General features: G+C 45.2%; 22 protein-coding genes. 8 read left to right on the plus strand and 14 right to left on the minus strand.

The annotated features are described in order from the left end of the window. Positions 1-188: 188 nt before the first annotated feature. The 3 genes from ANME2D_RS03595 to rimI all read right to left on the minus strand — a co-directional run bounded on the left by ANME2D_RS03595 (position 189) and on the right by rimI (position 1,696). Positions 189-407, minus strand: a complete 219-nt coding sequence (locus tag ANME2D_RS03595) for a hypothetical protein (protein ID WP_048089152.1) — start codon at positions 405-407, stop codon at positions 189-191. A 330-nt stretch (positions 408-737) separates the two neighbouring features. Further along, positions 738-1,175 (minus strand): cupin domain-containing protein, encoded by a 438-nt coding sequence (locus ANME2D_RS03600; RefSeq protein WP_048089153.1) that lies wholly within the window; start codon positions 1,173-1,175, stop codon positions 738-740. Between the two features lie 71 nt (positions 1,176-1,246). Continuing rightward, positions 1,247-1,696: a ribosomal protein S18-alanine N-acetyltransferase gene (gene rimI, locus ANME2D_RS03605; protein ID WP_048089154.1), complete on the minus strand. Its 450-nt coding sequence runs from the start codon at positions 1,694-1,696 to the stop codon at positions 1,247-1,249. A gap of 113 nt (positions 1,697-1,809) precedes the next feature. Here rimI and truD point away from each other — a divergent pair, with 113 nt between their 5' ends. The 4 genes from truD (at position 1,810) to amrS (ending at position 7,893) form a co-directional block, all read left to right on the plus strand. Next, positions 1,810-3,111, plus strand: a complete 1,302-nt coding sequence (gene truD, locus ANME2D_RS03610) for a tRNA pseudouridine(13) synthase TruD (protein WP_048089155.1) — start codon at positions 1,810-1,812, stop codon at positions 3,109-3,111. Between the two features lie 37 nt (positions 3,112-3,148). Next, entirely contained in the window at positions 3,149-4,414 is a 1,266-nt protein-coding gene (locus tag ANME2D_RS03615; protein WP_048089156.1) for an adenylosuccinate synthase, read from the plus strand. A gap of 202 nt (positions 4,415-4,616) precedes the next feature. Continuing rightward, positions 4,617-6,884, plus strand: a complete 2,268-nt coding sequence (locus ANME2D_RS03620) for a CDC48 family AAA ATPase (RefSeq protein WP_048089157.1) — start codon at positions 4,617-4,619, stop codon at positions 6,882-6,884. Beyond that, on the plus strand, positions 6,877-7,893 hold the full coding sequence (gene amrS / locus ANME2D_RS03625) for an AmmeMemoRadiSam system radical SAM enzyme (RefSeq protein ID WP_048089158.1): 1,017 nt from the start codon (positions 6,877-6,879) through the stop codon (positions 7,891-7,893). The genes ANME2D_RS03620 and amrS overlap by 8 nt, the downstream gene beginning before the upstream one ends. Here the strand turns inward: amrS and ANME2D_RS17840 are convergent. Continuing rightward, positions 7,890-8,042, minus strand: a complete 153-nt coding sequence (locus tag ANME2D_RS17840) for a hypothetical protein (RefSeq protein WP_157833946.1) — start codon at positions 8,040-8,042, stop codon at positions 7,890-7,892. The two genes, amrS and ANME2D_RS17840, sit on opposite strands and share 4 nt — an antisense overlap. Before the next feature lie 48 nt (positions 8,043-8,090). Continuing rightward, positions 8,091-8,303, minus strand: coding sequence for a hypothetical protein (locus ANME2D_RS03630; protein ID WP_048089159.1), 213 nt, complete (start codon positions 8,301-8,303; stop codon positions 8,091-8,093). A 188-nt stretch (positions 8,304-8,491) separates the two neighbouring features. Here ANME2D_RS03630 and ANME2D_RS17255 point away from each other — a divergent pair, with 188 nt between their 5' ends. Beyond that, a complete protein-coding gene (locus ANME2D_RS17255) occupies positions 8,492-8,662 on the plus strand; it encodes an AbrB/MazE/SpoVT family DNA-binding domain-containing protein (RefSeq protein WP_081810103.1) in 171 nt (56 codons plus the stop codon). An 85-nt stretch (positions 8,663-8,747) separates the two neighbouring features. Next, positions 8,748-8,993, plus strand: a complete 246-nt coding sequence (locus ANME2D_RS03635) for a hypothetical protein (RefSeq protein WP_048089160.1) — start codon at positions 8,748-8,750, stop codon at positions 8,991-8,993. 187 nt (positions 8,994-9,180) lie between these two features. Here the strand turns inward: ANME2D_RS03635 and sucD are convergent, their stop codons facing one another. Both sucD and sucC read right to left on the minus strand, forming a co-directional pair. Beyond that, on the minus strand, positions 9,181-10,050 hold the full coding sequence (sucD, locus tag ANME2D_RS03640) for a succinate--CoA ligase subunit alpha (RefSeq protein ID WP_048089161.1): 870 nt from the start codon (positions 10,048-10,050) through the stop codon (positions 9,181-9,183). Then, complete coding sequence (gene sucC, locus ANME2D_RS03645; protein WP_048089162.1) at positions 10,031-11,140, minus strand: ADP-forming succinate--CoA ligase subunit beta; 1,110 nt, start codon at positions 11,138-11,140, stop codon at positions 10,031-10,033. The genes sucD and sucC overlap by 20 nt, the downstream gene beginning before the upstream one ends. 91 nt (positions 11,141-11,231) lie before the next feature. On the opposite strand from sucC, the gene argF reads away from it, so the two are divergent. Both argF and ANME2D_RS03655 read left to right on the plus strand, forming a co-directional pair. Further along, positions 11,232-12,140 (plus strand): ornithine carbamoyltransferase, encoded by a 909-nt coding sequence (gene argF / locus ANME2D_RS03650; protein ID WP_048089163.1) that lies wholly within the window; start codon positions 11,232-11,234, stop codon positions 12,138-12,140. A 99-nt stretch (positions 12,141-12,239) separates the two neighbouring features. Next, positions 12,240-12,683 carry an OsmC family protein gene (locus ANME2D_RS03655; RefSeq protein WP_157833947.1) on the plus strand — a complete coding sequence of 148 codons (444 nt, stop codon included), beginning with the start codon at positions 12,240-12,242 and terminating at the stop codon, positions 12,681-12,683. Here the strand turns inward: ANME2D_RS03655 and ANME2D_RS03660 are convergent. From ANME2D_RS03660 to ANME2D_RS03690, 7 genes are all read right to left on the minus strand, one after another. Next, complete coding sequence (locus ANME2D_RS03660; RefSeq protein ID WP_048089164.1) at positions 12,664-13,404, minus strand: sulfite exporter TauE/SafE family protein; 741 nt, start codon at positions 13,402-13,404, stop codon at positions 12,664-12,666. The genes ANME2D_RS03655 and ANME2D_RS03660 overlap by 20 nt on opposite strands. A gap of 17 nt (positions 13,405-13,421) precedes the next feature. Next, a complete protein-coding gene (locus ANME2D_RS03665; RefSeq protein WP_048089165.1) occupies positions 13,422-14,126 on the minus strand; it encodes a type 1 glutamine amidotransferase in 705 nt (234 codons plus the stop codon). Between the two features lie 87 nt (positions 14,127-14,213). Further along, on the minus strand, positions 14,214-15,566 hold the full coding sequence (locus ANME2D_RS03670) for a GmrSD restriction endonuclease domain-containing protein (protein ID WP_048089166.1): 1,353 nt from the start codon (positions 15,564-15,566) through the stop codon (positions 14,214-14,216). A gap of 117 nt (positions 15,567-15,683) precedes the next feature. After that, positions 15,684-16,052: a CBS domain-containing protein gene (locus ANME2D_RS03675; RefSeq protein WP_048089167.1), complete on the minus strand. Its 369-nt coding sequence runs from the start codon at positions 16,050-16,052 to the stop codon at positions 15,684-15,686. 126 nt (positions 16,053-16,178) lie between these two features. After that, the gene (locus ANME2D_RS03680; RefSeq protein ID WP_048089168.1) at positions 16,179-16,448 is read right to left on the minus strand and encodes a 4Fe-4S binding protein; all 270 of its coding nucleotides are present in this window, start codon (positions 16,446-16,448) and stop codon (positions 16,179-16,181) included. Between the two features lie 6 nt (positions 16,449-16,454). Beyond that, on the minus strand, positions 16,455-17,774 hold the full coding sequence (locus ANME2D_RS03685; RefSeq protein WP_048089169.1) for a nitrogenase component 1: 1,320 nt from the start codon (positions 17,772-17,774) through the stop codon (positions 16,455-16,457). Next, positions 17,752-19,152, minus strand: a complete 1,401-nt coding sequence (locus ANME2D_RS03690) for a nitrogenase component I subunit alpha (protein WP_048089170.1) — start codon at positions 19,150-19,152, stop codon at positions 17,752-17,754. The genes ANME2D_RS03685 and ANME2D_RS03690 overlap by 23 nt, the downstream gene beginning before the upstream one ends. Positions 19,153-19,159: the final 7 nt, after the last annotated feature.

A 19,159-nucleotide genomic window follows, 5' to 3' on the forward strand; every position in this document is an offset into this window, starting at 1 on the left:
TTAACTAAATATAATTATTATGTATTAAATACTTCGGTCAAATGGGGTTTTTCAAAATTCTCGATATAAGATTTTGTATAATTCTTTAGAGTAGCATATAAAACCTAATGAAACTCATTTATGTTAATTTGGAATCATTATACTAGATCTGCTGGTTAAACTTATTTTGTCCTACGATAACCTCATCATTACTGTGGCAGTGGTCTTGCCTCAGGATATATCACTTCAATAAACTCCTGCTCCCCCAGATCACGAATTTTTGGGATTGGAACCCAAGCGTATAGCGTGTCTCCATCCGACGGTATGTATATAATTTTTATTCCAAGCGATGCTAAAGCATCAAGATTTGTCTGATTTATCTCTTTGACTACGATCCTAACTTGTACCTCATCTCCCTCCAGAATCATATCTGAATTTTGTGAATAGAATGCTTTTGCAGCATCGATTCCCTGACTCTCGTATATATAATATGTCTTATTTAAAAATACGCCAAGTCTAGGATGATCAAAATAACTTTGTGGATATCCAGTTTCATTATAACCTTTCGATCTCTCACCTATACAGCCCAGAATAGAGATGCTGATTGTAAGAGCAATGATAATGACTGCAATACTTTTCGTACCTTCACCTGCCTATATCCCCTCAATTACATTATGTTAATTATTATTATGCTATATAAGATTTTGTATAATTCTTTAGGGTAGTATGGAGGATTGCGCATAAGTTTGCTTGCAATTTTACTCAAACGGAGGTGATGAGAACAGGATAAAATTCACAGGTTCATCTCCTACCTTCCTGAAGGAATAGGGAACATCTGCAGGAACTATCAACAGAGTACCTGGCCCGATATCACTCTGTACACCGCCTATGTTTCCTGTTGCTCTGCCCTCAAGAAAATAAAGAAAATGGTTCTCATCAGGATGCTGGTTAGAATCTATTTCATCAAATCTGAACAGTTGAACGCTACCTGTTGGTACTGATGCAACCGTGGTAAATTCAGCCTGAAATCCAAATCTATTCTCAAAGGGCTGCCTGTAGCGATCCTCCACGTTGATCAGTTGCGGCTGTATCTCACCTGTATCAACAGGTCTTGGAATAAGGTACCCTCCGATAAGACCTGTGGCAAGAAAGACCATCGCTATTGTAATAATAGCACGTTTACTCATATTAACCATATTAACCCCTCAATAATTGATATTGGAGTCCAGGTACATATACAATGCCATTATCCAGGTTTCTGATTCTATTAGCTACTCCGCGGCCCCAGGCTTAATCTCATCAGGTAGGCATCTTCACCATCATTATAATATCTCTTCAAAACCCTGACCTGGTAAAACCCGTGCCTCTCGTAGAATCTTTTTGCTTTTATGTTGCTCACGCGGACCTCAAGGATAACTTCAAAAGCCCCTCTCTGGCGGAGATAATTTATAATCTCTTCTAAAAGATTGCTGCCTATCCCCCGGTTCTGGTATTCAGGGAGTACAGCAAGGGAAAATATGCGCCCTGTCTTTCTTGAGGTCTGGAATCCTACAACGTAGCCCACGACTATACCATTGATTTCAGCTAACATAAAACCTTCAGAGCATGTCTCATAGAACTGCATGTAGAGATAGGGGTCATGCTCATTAAAGACCCTTCTTTCTATATCGATAACCGATGGGAAATCAGAGGGCTGGAATTTTCTAATAATGTTCAATCAGGTCACCATCCAATTATAATTATGTTTATCAATCTGTTTAAGGCAAGTGATTTATCCTGGGGAACGACTATTTTAAACTATGATAGTGCCATTATACATACTTCACTCATATTACAGGGGTAATTATCATAAGTATAGATAACGCAATCGGCATAAGTTTATATTATACCAGGACTCAGGGAATCGGAGGAGTAATACGGCAGGAGATCGAGGATTTCATTGTCGAAGAACTCACAAACAGGATCGAAAGTATAAGCGGGAACTACCTGATAGTAGAACTTACGAAACGAAACTGGGACATACACCATCTCGTACGCGACCTCTCGCGTATCCTCAGGGTAAGCCAGAGCAGGTTTGGCTGGGCAGGTACAAAGGACAAACGCGCCCTTACCAGACAGAGAATCAGTATCAGGGATATAAGTGAGCAGGATCTGGCGCTTGTACGATTAAAGGATGTTGAGCTGAAGGTAGTCGGGCGGTCGAATAATAAGATAAGCCTTGGAGACCTGTGGGGAAACCGATTTAGAATAACAATAAGGGATATTGAGCTACCGCTGGATGAAACGACTGCCAGGGTAAAAGCAATATCGCAGGAACTTGAGAAAGGCGCGCCGAATTTCTTTGGTGTCCAGAGATTCGGGGAGATCAGGCCCATTACGCATATAGTGGGTGAGGCCATTGTTCGCGGGGACCTCAAAGAAGCAGCCCTGACATATATAGCAAAATCCTTCCCGGATGAACCTGATGAGATAAGAAAGGCGCGGCAGTATGTATGGGATACAGGTGATCTTAAAGAGGGACTGAAGACATATCCTGTTCGCCTGCAGTTCGAGAGGGCTATGATGAACCACCTTGTTGCCCATCCCGATGATTATATAGGTGCATTCAGGGTATTGTCCCCGAACCTGCAGAGGATGTTCCTGCATGCCTATCAATCGTATATATTCAATATCATCCTGAGCCGCCGCATTGCCTCTGGTCTATCAATAAATGAGGCTTATGATGGGGACATAGTGTGTTTTAAGAATGAGGTTGGTTTGCCTGATACTTCCCGCCTGCAGAGGGTCACGCTGGATAACCTGGACGGGATTAATAACCTGATAAGAAGGGGACGCGCATTTGTAACAGCGCCTCTTGTGGGGTATGATACGGATTTTGCGCAGGGCGCGCCCGGTGATATTGAGCGGGAGGTTATCCGGGAGCTAAAGATCGATCCTGAGGGTTTCAAAGTCCCTGCTATGCCTGAACTTGCCTCAAAAGGACGGCGCAGGGAGATAATACTGCTCATCAGGCCCGAGTTCAGTGTTGCAGAAGATGAGATTAATGCGGGGAAGACAAAGGTTACGCTTGAGTTCACGCTGCAAAAAGGGGGTTATGCAACGACTGTTTTACGGGAGTATATGAAGAAATAACCTTATCATCTCTCCCGCCAAGAAGCAGGCGATTTAGATGTTCACAATAATAACAGGAGCACAGTTCGGTGACGAGGGCAAGGGTAAGATCGTTGATATGATGGCCTCGCAGTACGATATCGTTGCACGGTTCCAGGGCGGGGACAATGCAGGACATACCGTTGTAGCCGAAGGAAAGACCTACAAACTGCATCTTATACCCTCTGGCGTGCTTTTTGGCGCGCGCCTCCTAATAGGCCCTGGCACTGTCATGAACCCGAAGATACTGATGGAAGAGCTCTCCATGCTCTCTGAGAGCGGTGTGGATGTGACACCTGAAAAGCTCGGTATCGATGCAAAGACAAGCATTATAATGCCCTATCATGTAGCGCTTGACAGCCTGCGCGAATCAAGACGCGCCGTGAAGATCGGAACTACGAGCAGAGGAATAGGTTATGCCTATATCGATAAAGTGGGGCGCGATGAGATACAGATGGCTGATATAGCGGATAAGAACCGCTTTCTGAGGCGGTTTGATGAGATCGCTCCCCAGAAAGAGGCTGCTATAAAAGAGCTGGGAGGAGACTCTGAAGTTGCGAGAGAGGGGATAGATGAGTACCTGGAGATCGGCAGGAAATTGAAGCCCTATATCACCGATGTATCAAGGGAGATAAACCTGGCATTAAAAGAGGGGAAAAAAGTGCTTGCAGAAGGAGCGCAGGGGTCTCATCTTGATGTCATACACGGCACACAAAAATTTGTCACATCCTCAAGCACTGTAGCCGGCTCGGCATGTGCAGGACTCGGCGTCGGGCCAACAAAGGTGGATAACGTGATCGGGGTGATCAAGGCTTACATTACTCGTGTCGGCGAGGGACCGCTTCCGACAGAACAGAATAATGGGGTTGGAGAGCACCTGCGTGAAAAAGGAGGGGAGTTTGGCACAACGACAGGGCGGCCAAGGAGATGCGGATGGTTTGATCTGCCGCTTGCAAGAAAATCCATTGATCTCAATGGGTATACAGCTCTTGCTCTCACAAAACTTGATGTCCTGACAGGGCTTGATCCATTAAAGATCTGCATGGGATATGATCTGGATAGTGAAAACATAGATTATCCTCCAGAGCTTTCTGATGAACTATCAGGATGTAAGCCAGTTTACAATGAACTTGCGGGCTGGAATGAGGATATCTCAGATATGGAGAACTTCTCTGAACTTCCCGGGAATGCAAAGAAGTATGTAGAGTTAATTGAGCATTTAATGGGAGCTGGTATAGAGTATATCTCAGTGGGACCGGGCAGGAAGCAGACTTTTATGAGATGAAGAATGATCTACATAGATTCATATACTCTCTGAGTCATATGACCTTCAGTTAATTTTTTCTTCTTATAGATACTTTTAACATAAATCACCAAGCACTAACATGAACAGCATAAGTAATATCATTAACATGAGCAACATAAGTAACAGAAGTTTATTCTAGTAAGCTTTTAATGAAATAAAATCAAATATAAACAGGGGAATCATGGACAGATCAGTACGATTAAGAGTAGCTGAAGCAGATCAGAGAGATGTCGGTAAAGGAATTGTCAGGATAGATGAGAAGTTCAGGAATATCATAGGAATAAATATCTTTGATGTTGTTGAATTAAAAGGGGAACGTACAACCTCTGCTACCGTGGGACGATCATACCCTCAGGATGAGGGATTTGATGTTATAAGAATGGATGGACTGATACGCACAAATGCAAGAACAAGTATTGGAGAATATATAGAGGTCAGGAGAGCAGAATGGAAAGAAGCAAAAAAGGTCACCCTCTCTCCAGTAGCACAGAATATCCATATCTATGCGCCCAGCGAGAGTCTTCGGGCTATCTTCTATAACAGGACTGTCTCAAAGGGAGATATTATCTCAACTACGAGCGTGCGAAGGCCCAAAGAATCGTTCGGCAATGAAATGGTTCTTGAGCATATATTCCAAGATTTCTTTGGATCCCCATCCTTTGGTCTTGGAGAGATAAAGCTCCAGGTCGCTTCTACATCACCTTCAGGAATCGTTAAAATAACAGATATGACAGAGATGGAGCTCTTACCAGAGGCTATAGCGCTTGAGCAGGAAATACCCGAGGTCATGTACGAGGACCTGGGCGGGATAAAGCCAGCTATCACCAGGATCAGGGAAATTATAGAACTGCCTCTAAAACATCCTGAGCTGTTCCACAGGCTTGGTATTGATGCTCCAAAAGGTGTGCTCCTTCATGGGCCGCCTGGCACAGGAAAGACCATGCTGGCAAAAGCTGTGGCAAATGAGAGCGATGCCCATTTTATTACGATCAACGGCCCTGAGATCATGTCAAAATACTATGGGGAGAGCGAGCATAAGCTGCGTGAGGCTTTTGAAGAAGCTGAAAGAAACGCTCCGGCTATAATCTTCGTTGATGAGATAGACAGTATTGCTCCGAAAAGAGCTGAGGTCACCGGGGAAGTAGAGCGGCGTGTGGTGGCTCAGCTTCTCTCGCTCATGGATGGGCTGAAAACAAGAAAGAACGTGATTGTGATCGGCGCTACCAACCGCCCTGAGGCCCTGGATATGGCTCTTCGTCGCCCTGGCAGGTTTGATCGCGAGATCGAGCTTCGGGTACCTGATCGTGAGGGGCGGCTGGAGATCCTCCAGATTCATACACGCGGAATGCCGCTGGCCCAGGATGTTGATCTCGGTGACATGGCCGACCGCACATACGGGTTCGTAGGTGCTGATATCGCGGCCATGTGCCGTGAAGCTGCAATGAATGCACTGCGCCGTATCCTCCCTGAGATCAATCTTGAAGAGAAGGAGATCCCGAAAGAGACGCTGGATAAACTGATCGTCACACGTTCTGATTTTGAGGATGTCATGAAGGAGGTCCAGCCCTCAGCACTGCGCGAGATATTATTTGAAGTGCCAAATGTGACGTGGGAGGATATCGGAGGACTTGACAATGTAAAATCCTTACTCACCGAAGTTGTAGAGTGGCCTCTTAGATACAGTGAGTCTTTCCGCAGGATAGGCGTAGAAGCCCCCAAAGGCGTACTCTTGTACGGGCCGCCAGGCACGGGTAAGACCCTGCTTGCAAAGGCCATAGCCAATGAGAGCGAGGCTAATTTTATAACTGTCAAGGGCAGCGATATACTATCCAAGTGGTATGGTGAGTCTGAGAAGCATATAGCAGAGATCTTCAAGAAAGCACGTCAGGTTGCCCCGGCCATAATATTCCTTGATGAGCTTGATGCCCTTGCTCCAATGAGGGGAACAGCACTCGGTGAGCCTCATGTAACAGAGAGGATAGTTAACCAGCTTCTCTCAGAGCTGGATGGACTTGAGGAACTGCGCGGCGTAGTGGTCATAGGGGCCACCAACAGACCTGATATTATCGACCCTGCTCTTCTGCGCCCGGGCAGGTTTGATGAGATGATACTCGTTCCTGTACCTGATACAAAGACAAGGCTTGAGATCTTTAAGGTACACACAAGAAGAATGTCACTTGCTGGGAATGTTAATCTTGATGAACTTGTTAAGCTTACAGAAGGTTTCACAGGTGCTGATATAGCGGCTATATGCAAGAAAGCGGGACGCTTTGCCATGCGGGAGGATATAAATGCACAAAATGTCAAACATCTGCATTTCCTGGCCGCAATAAATGAGACCGGACCATCGATCACACCTGATATCATGGTATACTATGAAGAGATCAAGAACGAATTGAGAAAGAAACGCTCAAAACAGATAGAGAGCAGACCGGAGATGTATGCATAGTGTTAAAAAAGGCGTACTTTTCGATCCACTTCCTGATAACAGAGCCAGATGCAATATATGCGAGCAGAGATGCAGGATACTGGAAGGCAGGCTCGGATTTTGCGGCACTCGAAAGAATATTAATGGGAAAATCCATACAATTATATATAATACCATATCAAGCGAGGCAGTTGATCCGATAGAGAAAAAGCCGCTCTACCATTTCCTGCCTGGTACGCTCTCTTATTCCCTGGGCAGTATAGGATGTAATTTCAGATGCGAGCACTGCCAGAACTGGAATATCTCGCAGATCAGGCTTGACCAGGCGTATACAAAAGAGATAACACCAGAGCAGGCTATCAGGCGTGCCCTGGCTGCAGGAAGCAAATCTATCTCATGGACATATAACGAACCTGCCATCTGGCATGAATATACGTATGACAGTGCAGTACTTGCAAAAGAAGCAGGACTGAAGACAGTTTATGTGACCAACGGCTATATCACGCCTGAGGCTTTAGAGCGCATCTCGCCTTATCTTGATGCTTATCGCGTGGATATCAAATCATTTTCTGATAGTTTCTACAGGAAAATATGCAGTGCAAGACTTGCGCCAGTCCTTGCATCTACCAGACTGGCAAAAGAGCTGGGTATGCATGTTGAGGTTATAACCCTGATTATACCGGGAAGGAATGATTCTCCAGAGGAGATCACGCAGCTTGTGAAATGGTTGCATGATAACCTGGGAACAGATGTCCCCATACATTTCACGAGATTCTACCCCATGTATAAGATGGAGGATGCGAATCCAACACCGGTAGAGACACTGGAGATGGCTCATGATATTGCAAAGAGAGAGGGTCTGCGGTTTGTTTACCTTGGGAATGTCCCGGGGCACAGGTATGAGAACACGTATTGCCCTGAATGCAATGCTCTGCTGATTGACCGCACAGGCTATATCATCAGTGAATACAATATAAAGGATAACAAATGCCCCAGGTGCGGGGAAGAGATACCGATTGTGAGAAGTTAACATTTTTTCTTGAGCGCTACAGGATTGAGCGCTACAGGATTGAGCGCTACAGGATATAGATGGGATGAGAAGACTGCAAACTTAAGAGCACGAATTAGAAAAGACCTGGAGGATAGAACACCGATGACACAGATCAGACGGATTTCCACCGATTTCGTATCCGTGCGCATCCGTGTCCTATCGCATTATTCCAGATATTATTTCGAGCATTTTTCGTCATACGCTATTATGGTTCTGCAGTGTGGCAAAAAAATGAAATACATTGTCTTGCCTTCCAACCCTTCTTTTTGTACGAACATGGGTATGTCATAGTGCGCAACCAGTCTCTCCAAAACCTCCTTTTCTACTATGATTGCATCTTTTTCTATGTTGGGTGTGTTGATTACCTGGTATTCCTGGTATTCTGCCATATTTTTCACCTCTGGTTTTTACATAAAATGTGGTCGGAAGTGTGGATTGGGGAGTGGGGGTTAGGATTTAAAAAAGACATTTCCGACCACGAATATATAAGAGTTATCAATGCATATATAATTTTGGTATATAGTAAGTAATAACAAAAACAATATATAAATTATATAAATGGTAAGTGATATAACATATGAAAAGTAAACATAAAAGTATGTTGGAGTTAAAGGTCAGAAAACTTGGTAATAGTTTAATAATTACGATACCAGCAGAGATTGCAAAGATGTATGGAATTGTCGAGGGGTCGACAATCGAAGTTATTCCGGACAAGGATAAGCTAATCATGCAAAGCAAAAAAAGGTGAAAAATACTCGGTAAGCAGCAAGAGTTACCCTTTGATATTGACCTCCCGTATCCATTCTCAAGAGTGCTTGCAGATGAGGATATTGATGAATGCGAAGTTTGGTTCTTTTATCCATGGACAGGAAGAGCATAACCTGCGCCTTGAGAAAATCCTCAAGAAAGCCCCTGCGGGGGCAAAATTATTAACAACGAACATAAACGAACTGGAACGAACTCTTGGAGTTCGTTCCAGTTCGTTTATGTTCGTTGTTTTTAGACTATCAGATTTCAAGATGAGGAGGAAGAAATGCGTTTATACTTTCCTATACGTTGAAAAACTGGCTGAAAGGTGAATTTTGTCCGAGGGGGGATTTTCACCCCCTTATAGCGACAGAAGAATTACCCGTAGGAGGTCGCGGGCTCGGACGCCAGTGGATAACTGTAATAATATTCATTATAATAATTATTATGCCAGTCTCTAATCATAATTCAGAGTCTTGTTGTATATATAGATTCCGATAAACTATATTTTGACATATATTAAATGCTCATAATAGTTTTTATCTTCTGCACTATATCCTTTGGACTTCTCCCCACTTCAATGCCAGCACGCTCAAATGCCTGTATTTTCTCAAGCGCAGTGCCGCCGCCCATAGATACAATAGCGCCCGCATGACCCATTGTCTTTCCAGGCGGGGCTGAAACACCGACTATGTAGGCAACGACAGGTTTACTCATCTGCTTTATGAAATCGATTGAATCCTGCTCAGCAGTTCCGCCGATCTCGCCAACCAGTACCACAGCATGGGTCATCGGATCTTCTTCAAATAATCTCAGTACATCAATAAACGATGTCCCTGTTAAGGGATCACCGCCTATACCTGCGGATGTTGACTGTCCGATCCCGCTCTTTGATAAAAGGTCTATTATCTCGTATGTAAGCGTCCCGCTTCTTGATACCAGCCCTATATTTCCTGGCCTGTGGATTGGATTTGGCATTATCCCCACTTTTGATTCTCCGGGTGTGGTTATGCCAGGACAGTTGGGGCCAATAAGCCGTGACGATGAATTCTCAAGATAAGCGCATACACGCATCATGTCATGCACCGGGACTCCTTCTGTGATGCATATTATCAGTTCAATTTCGCTGTCAATAGCCTCGAAGATAGCATCCGCTGTGAACCTGGGGGGAACAAAGATAACCGATGCATTGGGATCTACCTCATCAACTGCCTGAGCAACAGAATCAAAAACAGGAATACCATAGATCTCACTGCCCCCTTTCCCAGGGGTTATGCCTGCCACAATGTTGGTTCCGAAATCCTTCATCTGTTTTGTCTGGAATGATCCCTCACGCCCTGTAATCCCCTGCACTAAAAGCCGGGTATCTTTATCTATGAGAATGCCCAAGTTCTACCACCGCCTCTGCAGCTTCTTCTGTCGAAGATGCCAGGTCTATGCCGTGCTCCTCAAGCATCCTCCGTCCTGATTCCTCGTTCGTTCCTGTGAGCCTTATGACGAGCGGGACCTTTACCTCGGATATTACATCTATTATCCCGCGGGCGACCTCATCGCATTTAGTTATTCCGCCAAAGATATTCATGATTATTGCCTTCACGTTTCTGTTGGATGATACTATTCTGAGCGCTGTTTTTACCTGTTCTGCGTTTGCCCCTGCCCTTACGTCCATAAAATTGGCAGGCTGGCCGCCGTAGTATCTTATCATATCAAGTGTCGCCATGGCAAGGCCTGCACCATTGACTATACACCCGATATCGCCATCAAGGCTGACATAACTCATTCCCTGCTTCTTTGCGATCCCGGAGAGCGCATCCACATCCTCCTCCTCTCCTACATCCTGCCTGAAGAGGGCATTATCATCGATCACCATCTTGGCATCAAGAGCAAATATAGCGCCAGATGCTTGAGCGAGCGGATTGATCTCAGCAAGTGTGCAATCATAATCAGTAAAAACGCGGTAAAGTTTTTTTACCAGGTCGGTAATCAATGTTGAATTTTCCCTGTCCAGTGAGTATGCGATCCTTCTTGCCTGATAATCATGGATACCTGTAAGCGGATCTATATGTATCCTGAATATCTTCTCAGGGAAGTTTCTTGCAGTCTCTTCGATATCGATACCCCCTTCAGTGCTTGCCATTATGATTGGACGGCGTGCCTTCCTATCGATGGTTATCCCCAGGTACATCTCTTTTTCAGGTTTTTTGTACTCCTCGACCAGCACTTTTTTTACAGGCAGTCCTTTAATTGACATGCCCAGGATTCGCTGCGCTTTCTGCGCTGCCTCATCAGGTGTTGCTGCTGTAAGAATACCTCCTGCTTTTCCGCGCCCGCCTGCAGTAACCTGGGCTTTAATGACAACGCTCCCAAGCTTTCTTGCGACTGCCCCTGCATCGTCTGCACTGGTAATAAGACTGCTTCCAGGAACCGGAATACCGCAGCGTGAGAATATCTCCTTAGCAGCATATTCATATAGCATCATAATAGTCCTTTATTTACAGATGATTATAGGGAAAAGTGATTTAAATAAGTATCTACAATAGGTAAGATAAACTAAACGGAGCATCCTGATTTTGCCATCTCATCTACTATCCCTCACTGATCTATCGTACACGGATATTATTAGCCTGCTTGATACGGCATCTGATCTAAAAGAGAAAAGGGCACGGGGAAAAACATCAGGTGAATTAAAAGATAAAACGCTTGCAATGCTCTTTGAGAAATCCTCCACACGCACGCGGATATCATTTGAGGTGGCAATGACCGAACTTGGAGGACATGCGATTTTCTTAAACTCCAGGGATATCCAGCTTGGACGCGGGGAATCCATAGCCGATACTGCCCGCGTCATGTCGCGCTATGTCCATGCGATCATGGGACGGGTATATAAACATGAGACGCTGGTTGAGCTCTCAAAATGTGCTACAATACCTGTTATCAACGGTCTCTCTGACCTTGAGCACCCATGCCAGTTACTCGCTGATCTTCTGACGATACGGGAATACAAAGGAAAATTCAGGGGACTGAATTTCTCATGGATAGGGGATGGCAATAACGTCTGTAATTCCGCAATACTGGCATGTGCGCTGACAGGCATGAAAATGACTGTGGCATGTCCTGAAGGATACGAACCAAACAGTGAGATCGTTGATAAGGCAAAGGATATGGGTGGAGCGATCAACATCATCCATGACCCGATTAAGGCAGCAAAAAAAACGGATATACTATACACAGATGTCTGGGTCTCAATGGGAGATGAGGATGAGTACGAGCAGAGACTGCATGATTTTGGGCCTTACCAGATTAATAGCAAACTCATAGAACAGGCAAAGCACGATGTAATGGTACTGCACTGCCTTCCTGCCCACAGGGGCGAGGAGATCACGGCAGATGTGGTGGATGGGCCAAATTCAGCGGTTTTTGATCAGGCAGAGAACAGGCTTCATGCCCAGAAGGCGCTGCTCCTGCGGTTGTTATCATAGGAGAAGAACTCCGCTCCACCAGGTAGTACCTGTAAGTATCTCTTAATTCTCTCCCTCAAATTTGGTTATTCACGGTATTTTTCCCACTTCTCACCGAACTTGATTCCCCAGGAAGCCCACATTACTCCAAGAATCGCTATTACTAGGACAAAGATTCAAACTTCAAGCGGCAAGCTCTTCATTATAGAAGCAGATGAGCCTCCTATTCTTATTGGAAGTGATAAGGCCCCCAATGCAGTGCAGACTGTGCTCCATGCCCTGGCCTCCTGTCTGATCGTTGGTTTTGTATATAATGCAGCAGTGCGCGGTATAAATATAAAAGCAGTGAACATTAATCTTGAAGGCGACCTGGATCTACGCGGGTTCCTGGGCATATCTGAAGATGTCCGCCCTGGCTACCAGAACATTCGTGTAATCTGCAGGATAAAAAGCGATGCGCCCAGAGATAGAATTGAAGAGGTATGGGAGTATGCCCGTCGAACTTCGCCTGTCACTGATATTATCCGAAATGGAGTACCTGTGTCTATAACCCTTGAACAATGAATTTTGCGCCTGCAATGACAAGGACTGCTGCAAGCAGATAGTAAAGTGTAGCATTAGCAAGCTTACGGCTTCCCAGTCCAGAGCCGATTATTCCACCAAGTACTGCGGCAAGTGCCCAGAGGTAGATGGCATCTGGCAGGAACCTCACGCTCGCAAGGTGCCCTGCTATACCTGCAATTGAGTTAACAAGAATAAACGCAGCAGCAACTCCGGCAGTTTGTTTTGCCTGCGCCCAGCCCATGAACAGGAGCAATGGGCTTAAGAAGATACCGCCGCCCACACCTATAGCCCCGGATAACAGACCTATCCCGGCCCCGAAAAGAGCTGCAACAGGAACCGACACAGGTTTAACTATTGCGTTATCTGCCTGTTGCCTGTACTGGAAAAGCCGGTAGGCTGCAAACAGCAGGACAATGCCAACGACTGGCCTGTATATAGAACCCGGTAAGGATATAGTGCCTCCGATAAACGCAAACGGGATTGAGCTCATAGCAAACGGCCAGAAGGTATTCCATGAAAAGCTGCCAGCACTGCGGAATTGAGCAGTAGCAATAGTTGCAACAAGAATATTAAGCACAAGAGCCGTCGGCTTCATTACCTCAGGTGCAAGACCGAACAGTGCCATTGCTGCCAGATATCCAGAAGCTCCTGCATGACCTACCGAGGAGTAGAGCAGCCCTGTTGCAAAGATAAGGATAGAGAGAAGAACTATATCATCCATACCGCCACTTACTGAACTTAAGACATATAAAAATTTCTTTCAATATTGTCCAGCAGCAGATCCAGTATACTCTGCGTCCGGGCAACATTGCTGTACTGTGATACTATCTCATCAGGCCTCTGTATATATTTCTCATCCACAAGCTCATCGCTACAGTTCTCAAACATGAGATCAATGCTATTTACTGAGTATTCAAGATGGAACTGCAATCCTATTACCCGTCCATTGTACTCAAAAGCCTGGTTTGCACATCCCTCGCTCTCTGCTATCCTTGCAGCGCCTGGGGGTATTTTAAATGTATCACCGTGCCAGTGAAAAGCTGTAAATTTACCGGGGAGAGTATTGAATACATGGGAGTTCCCTGCCTCTTCAGTCAATGAGACTGGAAACCATCCGATCTCCCTGTACCTGTTCTTGCTGACTTTACCGCCGAGGACATCGGCAATCAGCTGGGAGCCAAGGCATACACCCAGGACAAATTTTTTGCTTGCAATCGCCTCTGCAATGAATTTTTTCTCTTCCGCAAGCCAGGGGTATCTGTCCTCCTCATAGATGTTCATTGAGCCTCCCATTATGATGAGCCAGTCAACGTCGCTCATCTGGGGAAGTCCCTCGTTTTTGTAAAGCAGTGTTCTCGTGATGCTGTGGCCTCTGTTCCTTGCCCATACTTCGATATTCGCTAAGCCCTCGAAGGGTTCATGCTCCAGGGAATGTAATCTCATTAATATCTTGATTTCTTTAGATTTCTTTATCTTTTCGTCTCATTTCTAACCTCTTTGTACCTGCTTCAGGTGGGCTGTGCATCTTTTTTAGCTTTTCCTAGGTCTTGCCCAATTACAATATCTATGGGCCAATCTCGCATTTTCGGGTATAGTTTTACCTCCAGCCCAGTATTGCTCGATATGGTCAATTGCTGCATCATCTACACTTTGAATCTTCTGACCACAAATTGCACAAGTAGAATCGTTATTGTATAACTCTTGTTTTAATTTTGAAGAAAAACAGCGTGGTTCCTTTTTTGCAATACCAATTATAGATTGTAGCGTCAGCCGCCACTTGTCAAATCTCTTTGTTACTGCTTGAACGCTACTTGTTGAAATCTCTATAGAACCTATAAATTCCTGATCGTTTGTCATTAAGTATATTAGTGCTTCACGAATTGAATCCAAATTCTGATAAACCTTGTTTTTATCTTCTTTTGCAAAAGAATTCATTAAAATATCATATAAAGAAGCATTGAATTTTTTAGGCTCCCAATATCCATCAGGATTCTTATCATTACCTCTGTAGAATCTTTTAAAAGCATGAGCGCCCAATAAGGACTTTATTATCGTTACCGAGTTCTTAAAAGCATTTTTCAATTCTGTAGATTTTGCATCTGATATATGTTGGTATTCAACCATGTCATCATTAAGGAAGTTTTTTATGGGTGGTTTATATTTTAAATATGTAGAGTGATAAAAAGCTGCAAATCTTAAAGCAAGTTCAACATCTTTCATTCTTTTATCAGGCTTTTTAAGTCCTAAAAGCTGCATAAAATCAGTATCTTCTGATAGTTCCTTTAATAACATATTGTAGGGCCCTCTATATATGCAATTTCTTAATTCCTGATCGTTTAAAGAAACTGATCCAGTATTTAATCTTTCAAATATATTAAATTTTAAGTCAGCTACTGATTCTTTCTTAAAAGTTATAGTACGAATTTTACAATACCTTATTTTGTCCTGCAACTCATTATCTATATCTTTAAAATATTCTCCATTAAGTTCTGTAAATACCTTTAACCCTGTCAATTTAAAATCTTTCCCATCTGGAAATTGTCCATCTATAAATGAGAAAAAGGAAGTTAATCGTTGCTGCCCATCTATAACATATTCTTTTCCATCCTTCTCTTCAGACAAGTATATCACAGGAAGAGGTATATCTAAAAGCGCTGATTCTATTAGCCTGCTAGGCTTAGGTTGATCCCATACAAAATGCCGCTGAAAATCTGCTTGAAGGACTAATTTACCCCTTTTACGTTTTCCATAAAGTGATTCAATTTCAGGATCTCCTTGTTCCGTATAAACACTTCTCTTTGCGGAGGGGAGTTCTACAGGCTCAGATTCGTCTTCTGTTTGCTCAATTTCGATTTCGTTTAGTTCATTTACGTCTTCATTCATTCTATAGTCTCCGTCTTGTATATCTCTCAGCTTTTGCTCTATTAAATTATTTTTATATATTTATTTTGGAGGTTGTATAGCCCTTATCAAAAAATTGTAATTGCATATCTTAAACGATTATTTAAACCTGTACGTGTGCAGTATATCCTCAGCCCTGATAATTCCTATTGTCTCACCGTTCTCCACTACTGCTATATGTGAGGTTTTACAGCGCTCGAACATCAAAATAGCATCTGTAAGCCATTTATCAGAGTCAATAGTAAATTCTGGTGAATGCATTACCTCATCGACTGTAATATCCTGCTTTCTACCTTCAATGCTGTACATTATGTCCACCACAGAGACTATGCCAGCAAGCCTGTCGTTCCTGCTCACCAGCAGGCTTGCGACATTATTCTTCTTCATGAGCTGCACGGCCTGATTTAGCTTTGTCCCTGTGGGAACCACAACCGGGTTTTTCAGCATGATATGGCTTATTTTGGGCATGGTTATCCTCCAGCTTATTATATAGCATCTATAAACCGCAAAGAACGCAAAGGGCGCAAAGCGTAGCAACAACAATCTTTGCGTTCTTTGCGAACTTTGCGGTGAGTGCCGATATTCACCAACCAATCACCTTGCCTTCGGTTCGCACACGATATTCTTCTTCGGGCATCCCCGCGCGCAGGCGCCGCAGCCTATACAGTTTCCAGGATGCGCTACAGTCATGACCTTTGCACCGCACAGGTCATCGCTGTCTGGATGGTCGATGTACTCGAACACACCGCGCCCGCATATCTTGAAACATTTGCCGCAGCATCCGCAGTCGTTGATATTGCTTCTCACAACAAAAGTGGGAACCCATGTCCTGCCACAACTTGTTATCCCTGTAATGTATTCCATAGGTCCTCACTGGTGCAGCTTGTTGGGGTCGTACTTATGTCCCAGGATGGCGTTGGTCATCAGGTCAAGCAGGTAGATAGATCCCCTGTATCCTAGAATCGGATAACGGTAAACACCGACCCTGTCGTACACAGGGAACCCGACACGTACAAGAGGGATATTTTCATCATCAGCGATATCCTTGCCTTTGGAGTTGCCAATTATCAGTTCAGCACCCTGTGACTTTACAACCTCATGGAACTCGTAGAGATCCGTGCCCTCCAGTATCTGCATATCTGTCCCGTACTCGCTGTTCACCGCCTTTATATCAGGTGCAAAGTCCCTGTGTTTTGTGGCTGTCATAGCCACTGTGGGAGCCATCCCTACTTCGGCACAGAAGCGCACGATGCCTGAGACTATACCCGGGTCGCCGAATATAGCAACACGCCGCCCGAACATGTAGTGGTGCACATCCACTATGCTGTCGATAAGCCTGCCCCTTTCGTTCTCGATCTCCCGGGTAATCGGCTTATCCATCAGTTTAGTTACATTCTCAACAAATCGATCGCAGTTTGCAACCCCTACAGGCGCAGGGCCAAGAATAGCGGGAACATTGAACTTATTCTGCAGGTACACAGCGGCCGAGCCAGCAGTCTTGCATATGGCCACAGTTCCTGATGAGTTGGCCGAATCTGCTATATCACTTATCCTCGTGCCTCCCTGCGGGAGCATGGGCTTGTGACCGCCCCTCATCATAGGCGTATCCAGTGTATCCGAGATATCCGAGAGGAATATGCTCTCGATGCCCAGCAGACGGAGCATGTGCTTTATCTCCCTGATATCGCCCGGATTAATTATCCCGGTTATTATGTTGATCTTATTGTTTGGCTCTCCTTTTACTGCAAGCGTTTCTACTAAAGCTTTCATGGCATTGTCATAACCAGTGAGATGCGTTCCCACGTAGCTTGGCGTTGAGGCAGGTATCACTTTTGTAGTATCATCAGGCAGGGTTGCCTTCTTCACTATCTGCCTGACATCATCGCCTATAGTTTCACTCATGCATGTGGTGCATATGCCTATGGCCTCAGGGTCAAGCCTTGCTTTGACGTTCTTTATAGCTTCGGCCAGGTTCTTTGCTCCTCCGTATACTGCTGCATCCTCTGCAAGCGAAGAAACCGCGACCTCGGCCGATTCCCTGAAGTGCCTTGCGATATTATAGCGGGGGTATGTACTGCAGCCCTGAGAACCGTGCACGACTGGAACGCAGCCGTGCACACCCATGTAGGCGAGTATGGCCCCCATGGGCTGGCACATCTTTGGGGGATTAATTATCACTGTTCTTTGCATTTACATCAACTCCTGCTGGCATCCAGCCGTTCACGAACCTCCAGACCGGTGAGTTCACTGCTATGTCAATATCCCTTGCAAAATTCACAAAGCCCTCAAAGCCTGCGTACGGTCCTTCCTCATAGGAATGGCCGTTTATAAAGGGTATTCCTAGCTTGTACGTCAGGTATTTCTCCTTAAGTCCTGCAATAAAGAAGTCGGGTCTGAGCTTAACAAGATATTCCTCTATCTCAAGTGCATTGGGATTATCGATACAGATGTGTCCTGGATTTACCCTGGACATGATCTTCTCGTAGTCATCCTTATGCCCGAACGTGGTTGCCGTAAGGATGGTCTCGATCCCCAGTTCCCGCATCGGCTCTATCCAGTGCCATGCACGAGGTGCTCCCTGGTATATAAAGCACTTCTTGCCCTCAAGCCTCTTTCTGTAGTAATCGATCCTGGGCTGGTATTTTGCCAGCTCCTCCGTTATAACCTTCTCTGCATTATCCTCAAGGTGAAAGAACCTCCCCACATCCCGAAGAGCCTCTGCTGTCTGCGCCATGCCGAACAGGGAGACGTTGATATATGGGATGCTGTACTTATCCTGGATCATCTTTGCGATATACGTTGATGATCTCTGGCACTGCACGATATTCAGCTTCGCTCTGTGCATCGGGGGCAGATCAGCATACGAGGCATTGCCTGTAAACACAGAGAGCACCCGCACGCCCATTCTCTCAAACAGAGGCCTGATGATCCAGGCATCGCCATCGATATTGAACTCACCGATGATGCACATATCATACGGCGTCGTAGCATCAGGCTCTTCTGTTCCCACCACCTTTTCAAATAACGTGCGGTTGGCTATATGATGTCCCAGGGACTGGCTTACGCCCCTGAAGCCCTCACAGTGGAAAGGCACAACAGGTATCCCGATTTTCCCCTGGGCCTGCCTGCATATACCCTCTGTGTCATCGCCTATCAGGCCGACAACGCATGTGGAATAGACAAACACTGCCTTTGCCTCGGGGAAGCGCTCGTACGATTCTATTATCGATTTTAAGAGCTTCTTGGCGCCTCCGTATATTACATCCTCCTCTGTCAGGTCTGTACTGAAGCAGTATTTTCGATGCAGTTTCGTATCAGACAGGTTCCTTCTTGTGCCCCAGGTGTAGTAGGCACATCCTATTGGACCGTGCACAAGTTGAATTACATCCTTTACAGGCCCGCCCACGACACCCCGACAGCCTGCAAACGTACAGCCGCGCTCTGTCATATCCCCCGGGACTGTCTGGATATTACACATGGGCAGTATCGGACTCCCCGGGTCATGGCATACGATATGCGGCTCTCGCTGCGGTATCGGGATATCACATACAGGTAATATTGTCGACATCTTTAAC

The sequence above is a fragment of the Candidatus Methanoperedens nitratireducens genome (genome assembly GCF_000685155.1).
Lineage (GTDB): Archaea > Halobacteriota > Methanosarcinia > Methanosarcinales > Methanoperedenaceae > Methanoperedens > Methanoperedens nitratireducens.

Bases quoted from the DNA above. Each gene is read 5' to 3' on its own strand.
- sucC (WP_048089162.1), bottom strand. From the start codon at position 11,140: ATGATGCTATATGAATATGCTGCTAAGGAGATATTCTCACGCTGCGGT.
- ANME2D_RS03600 (WP_048089153.1), bottom strand. From the start codon at position 1,175: ATGGTTAATATGAGTAAACGTGCTATTATTACAATAGCGATGGTCTTT.
- ANME2D_RS03620 (WP_048089157.1), top strand. From the start codon at position 4,617: ATGGACAGATCAGTACGATTAAGAGTAGCTGAAGCAGATCAGAGAGAT.
- ANME2D_RS03665 (WP_048089165.1), bottom strand. From the start codon at position 14,126: ATGAGATTACATTCCCTGGAGCATGAACCCTTCGAGGGCTTAGCGAAT.
- ANME2D_RS03675 (WP_048089167.1), bottom strand. From the start codon at position 16,052: ATGCCCAAAATAAGCCATATCATGCTGAAAAACCCGGTTGTGGTTCCC.
- ANME2D_RS03685 (WP_048089169.1), bottom strand. From the start codon at position 17,774: ATGCAAAGAACAGTGATAATTAATCCCCCAAAGATGTGCCAGCCCATG.
- ANME2D_RS03615 (WP_048089156.1), top strand. From the start codon at position 3,149: ATGTTCACAATAATAACAGGAGCACAGTTCGGTGACGAGGGCAAGGGT.
- ANME2D_RS03680 (WP_048089168.1), bottom strand. From the start codon at position 16,448: ATGGAATACATTACAGGGATAACAAGTTGTGGCAGGACATGGGTTCCC.
- ANME2D_RS17255 (WP_081810103.1), top strand. From the start codon at position 8,492: ATGAAAAGTAAACATAAAAGTATGTTGGAGTTAAAGGTCAGAAAACTT.
- amrS (WP_048089158.1), top strand. From the start codon at position 6,877: ATGCATAGTGTTAAAAAAGGCGTACTTTTCGATCCACTTCCTGATAAC.
- ANME2D_RS03595 (WP_048089152.1), bottom strand. From the start codon at position 407: ATGATTCTGGAGGGAGATGAGGTACAAGTTAGGATCGTAGTCAAAGAG.
- ANME2D_RS03630 (WP_048089159.1), bottom strand. From the start codon at position 8,303: ATGGCAGAATACCAGGAATACCAGGTAATCAACACACCCAACATAGAA.
- ANME2D_RS03690 (WP_048089170.1), bottom strand. From the start codon at position 19,152: ATGTCGACAATATTACCTGTATGTGATATCCCGATACCGCAGCGAGAG.
- ANME2D_RS03670 (WP_048089166.1), bottom strand. From the start codon at position 15,566: ATGAATGAAGACGTAAATGAACTAAACGAAATCGAAATTGAGCAAACA.
- ANME2D_RS03635 (WP_048089160.1), top strand. From the start codon at position 8,748: ATGAATGCGAAGTTTGGTTCTTTTATCCATGGACAGGAAGAGCATAAC.
- ANME2D_RS03660 (WP_048089164.1), bottom strand. From the start codon at position 13,404: ATGGATGATATAGTTCTTCTCTCTATCCTTATCTTTGCAACAGGGCTG.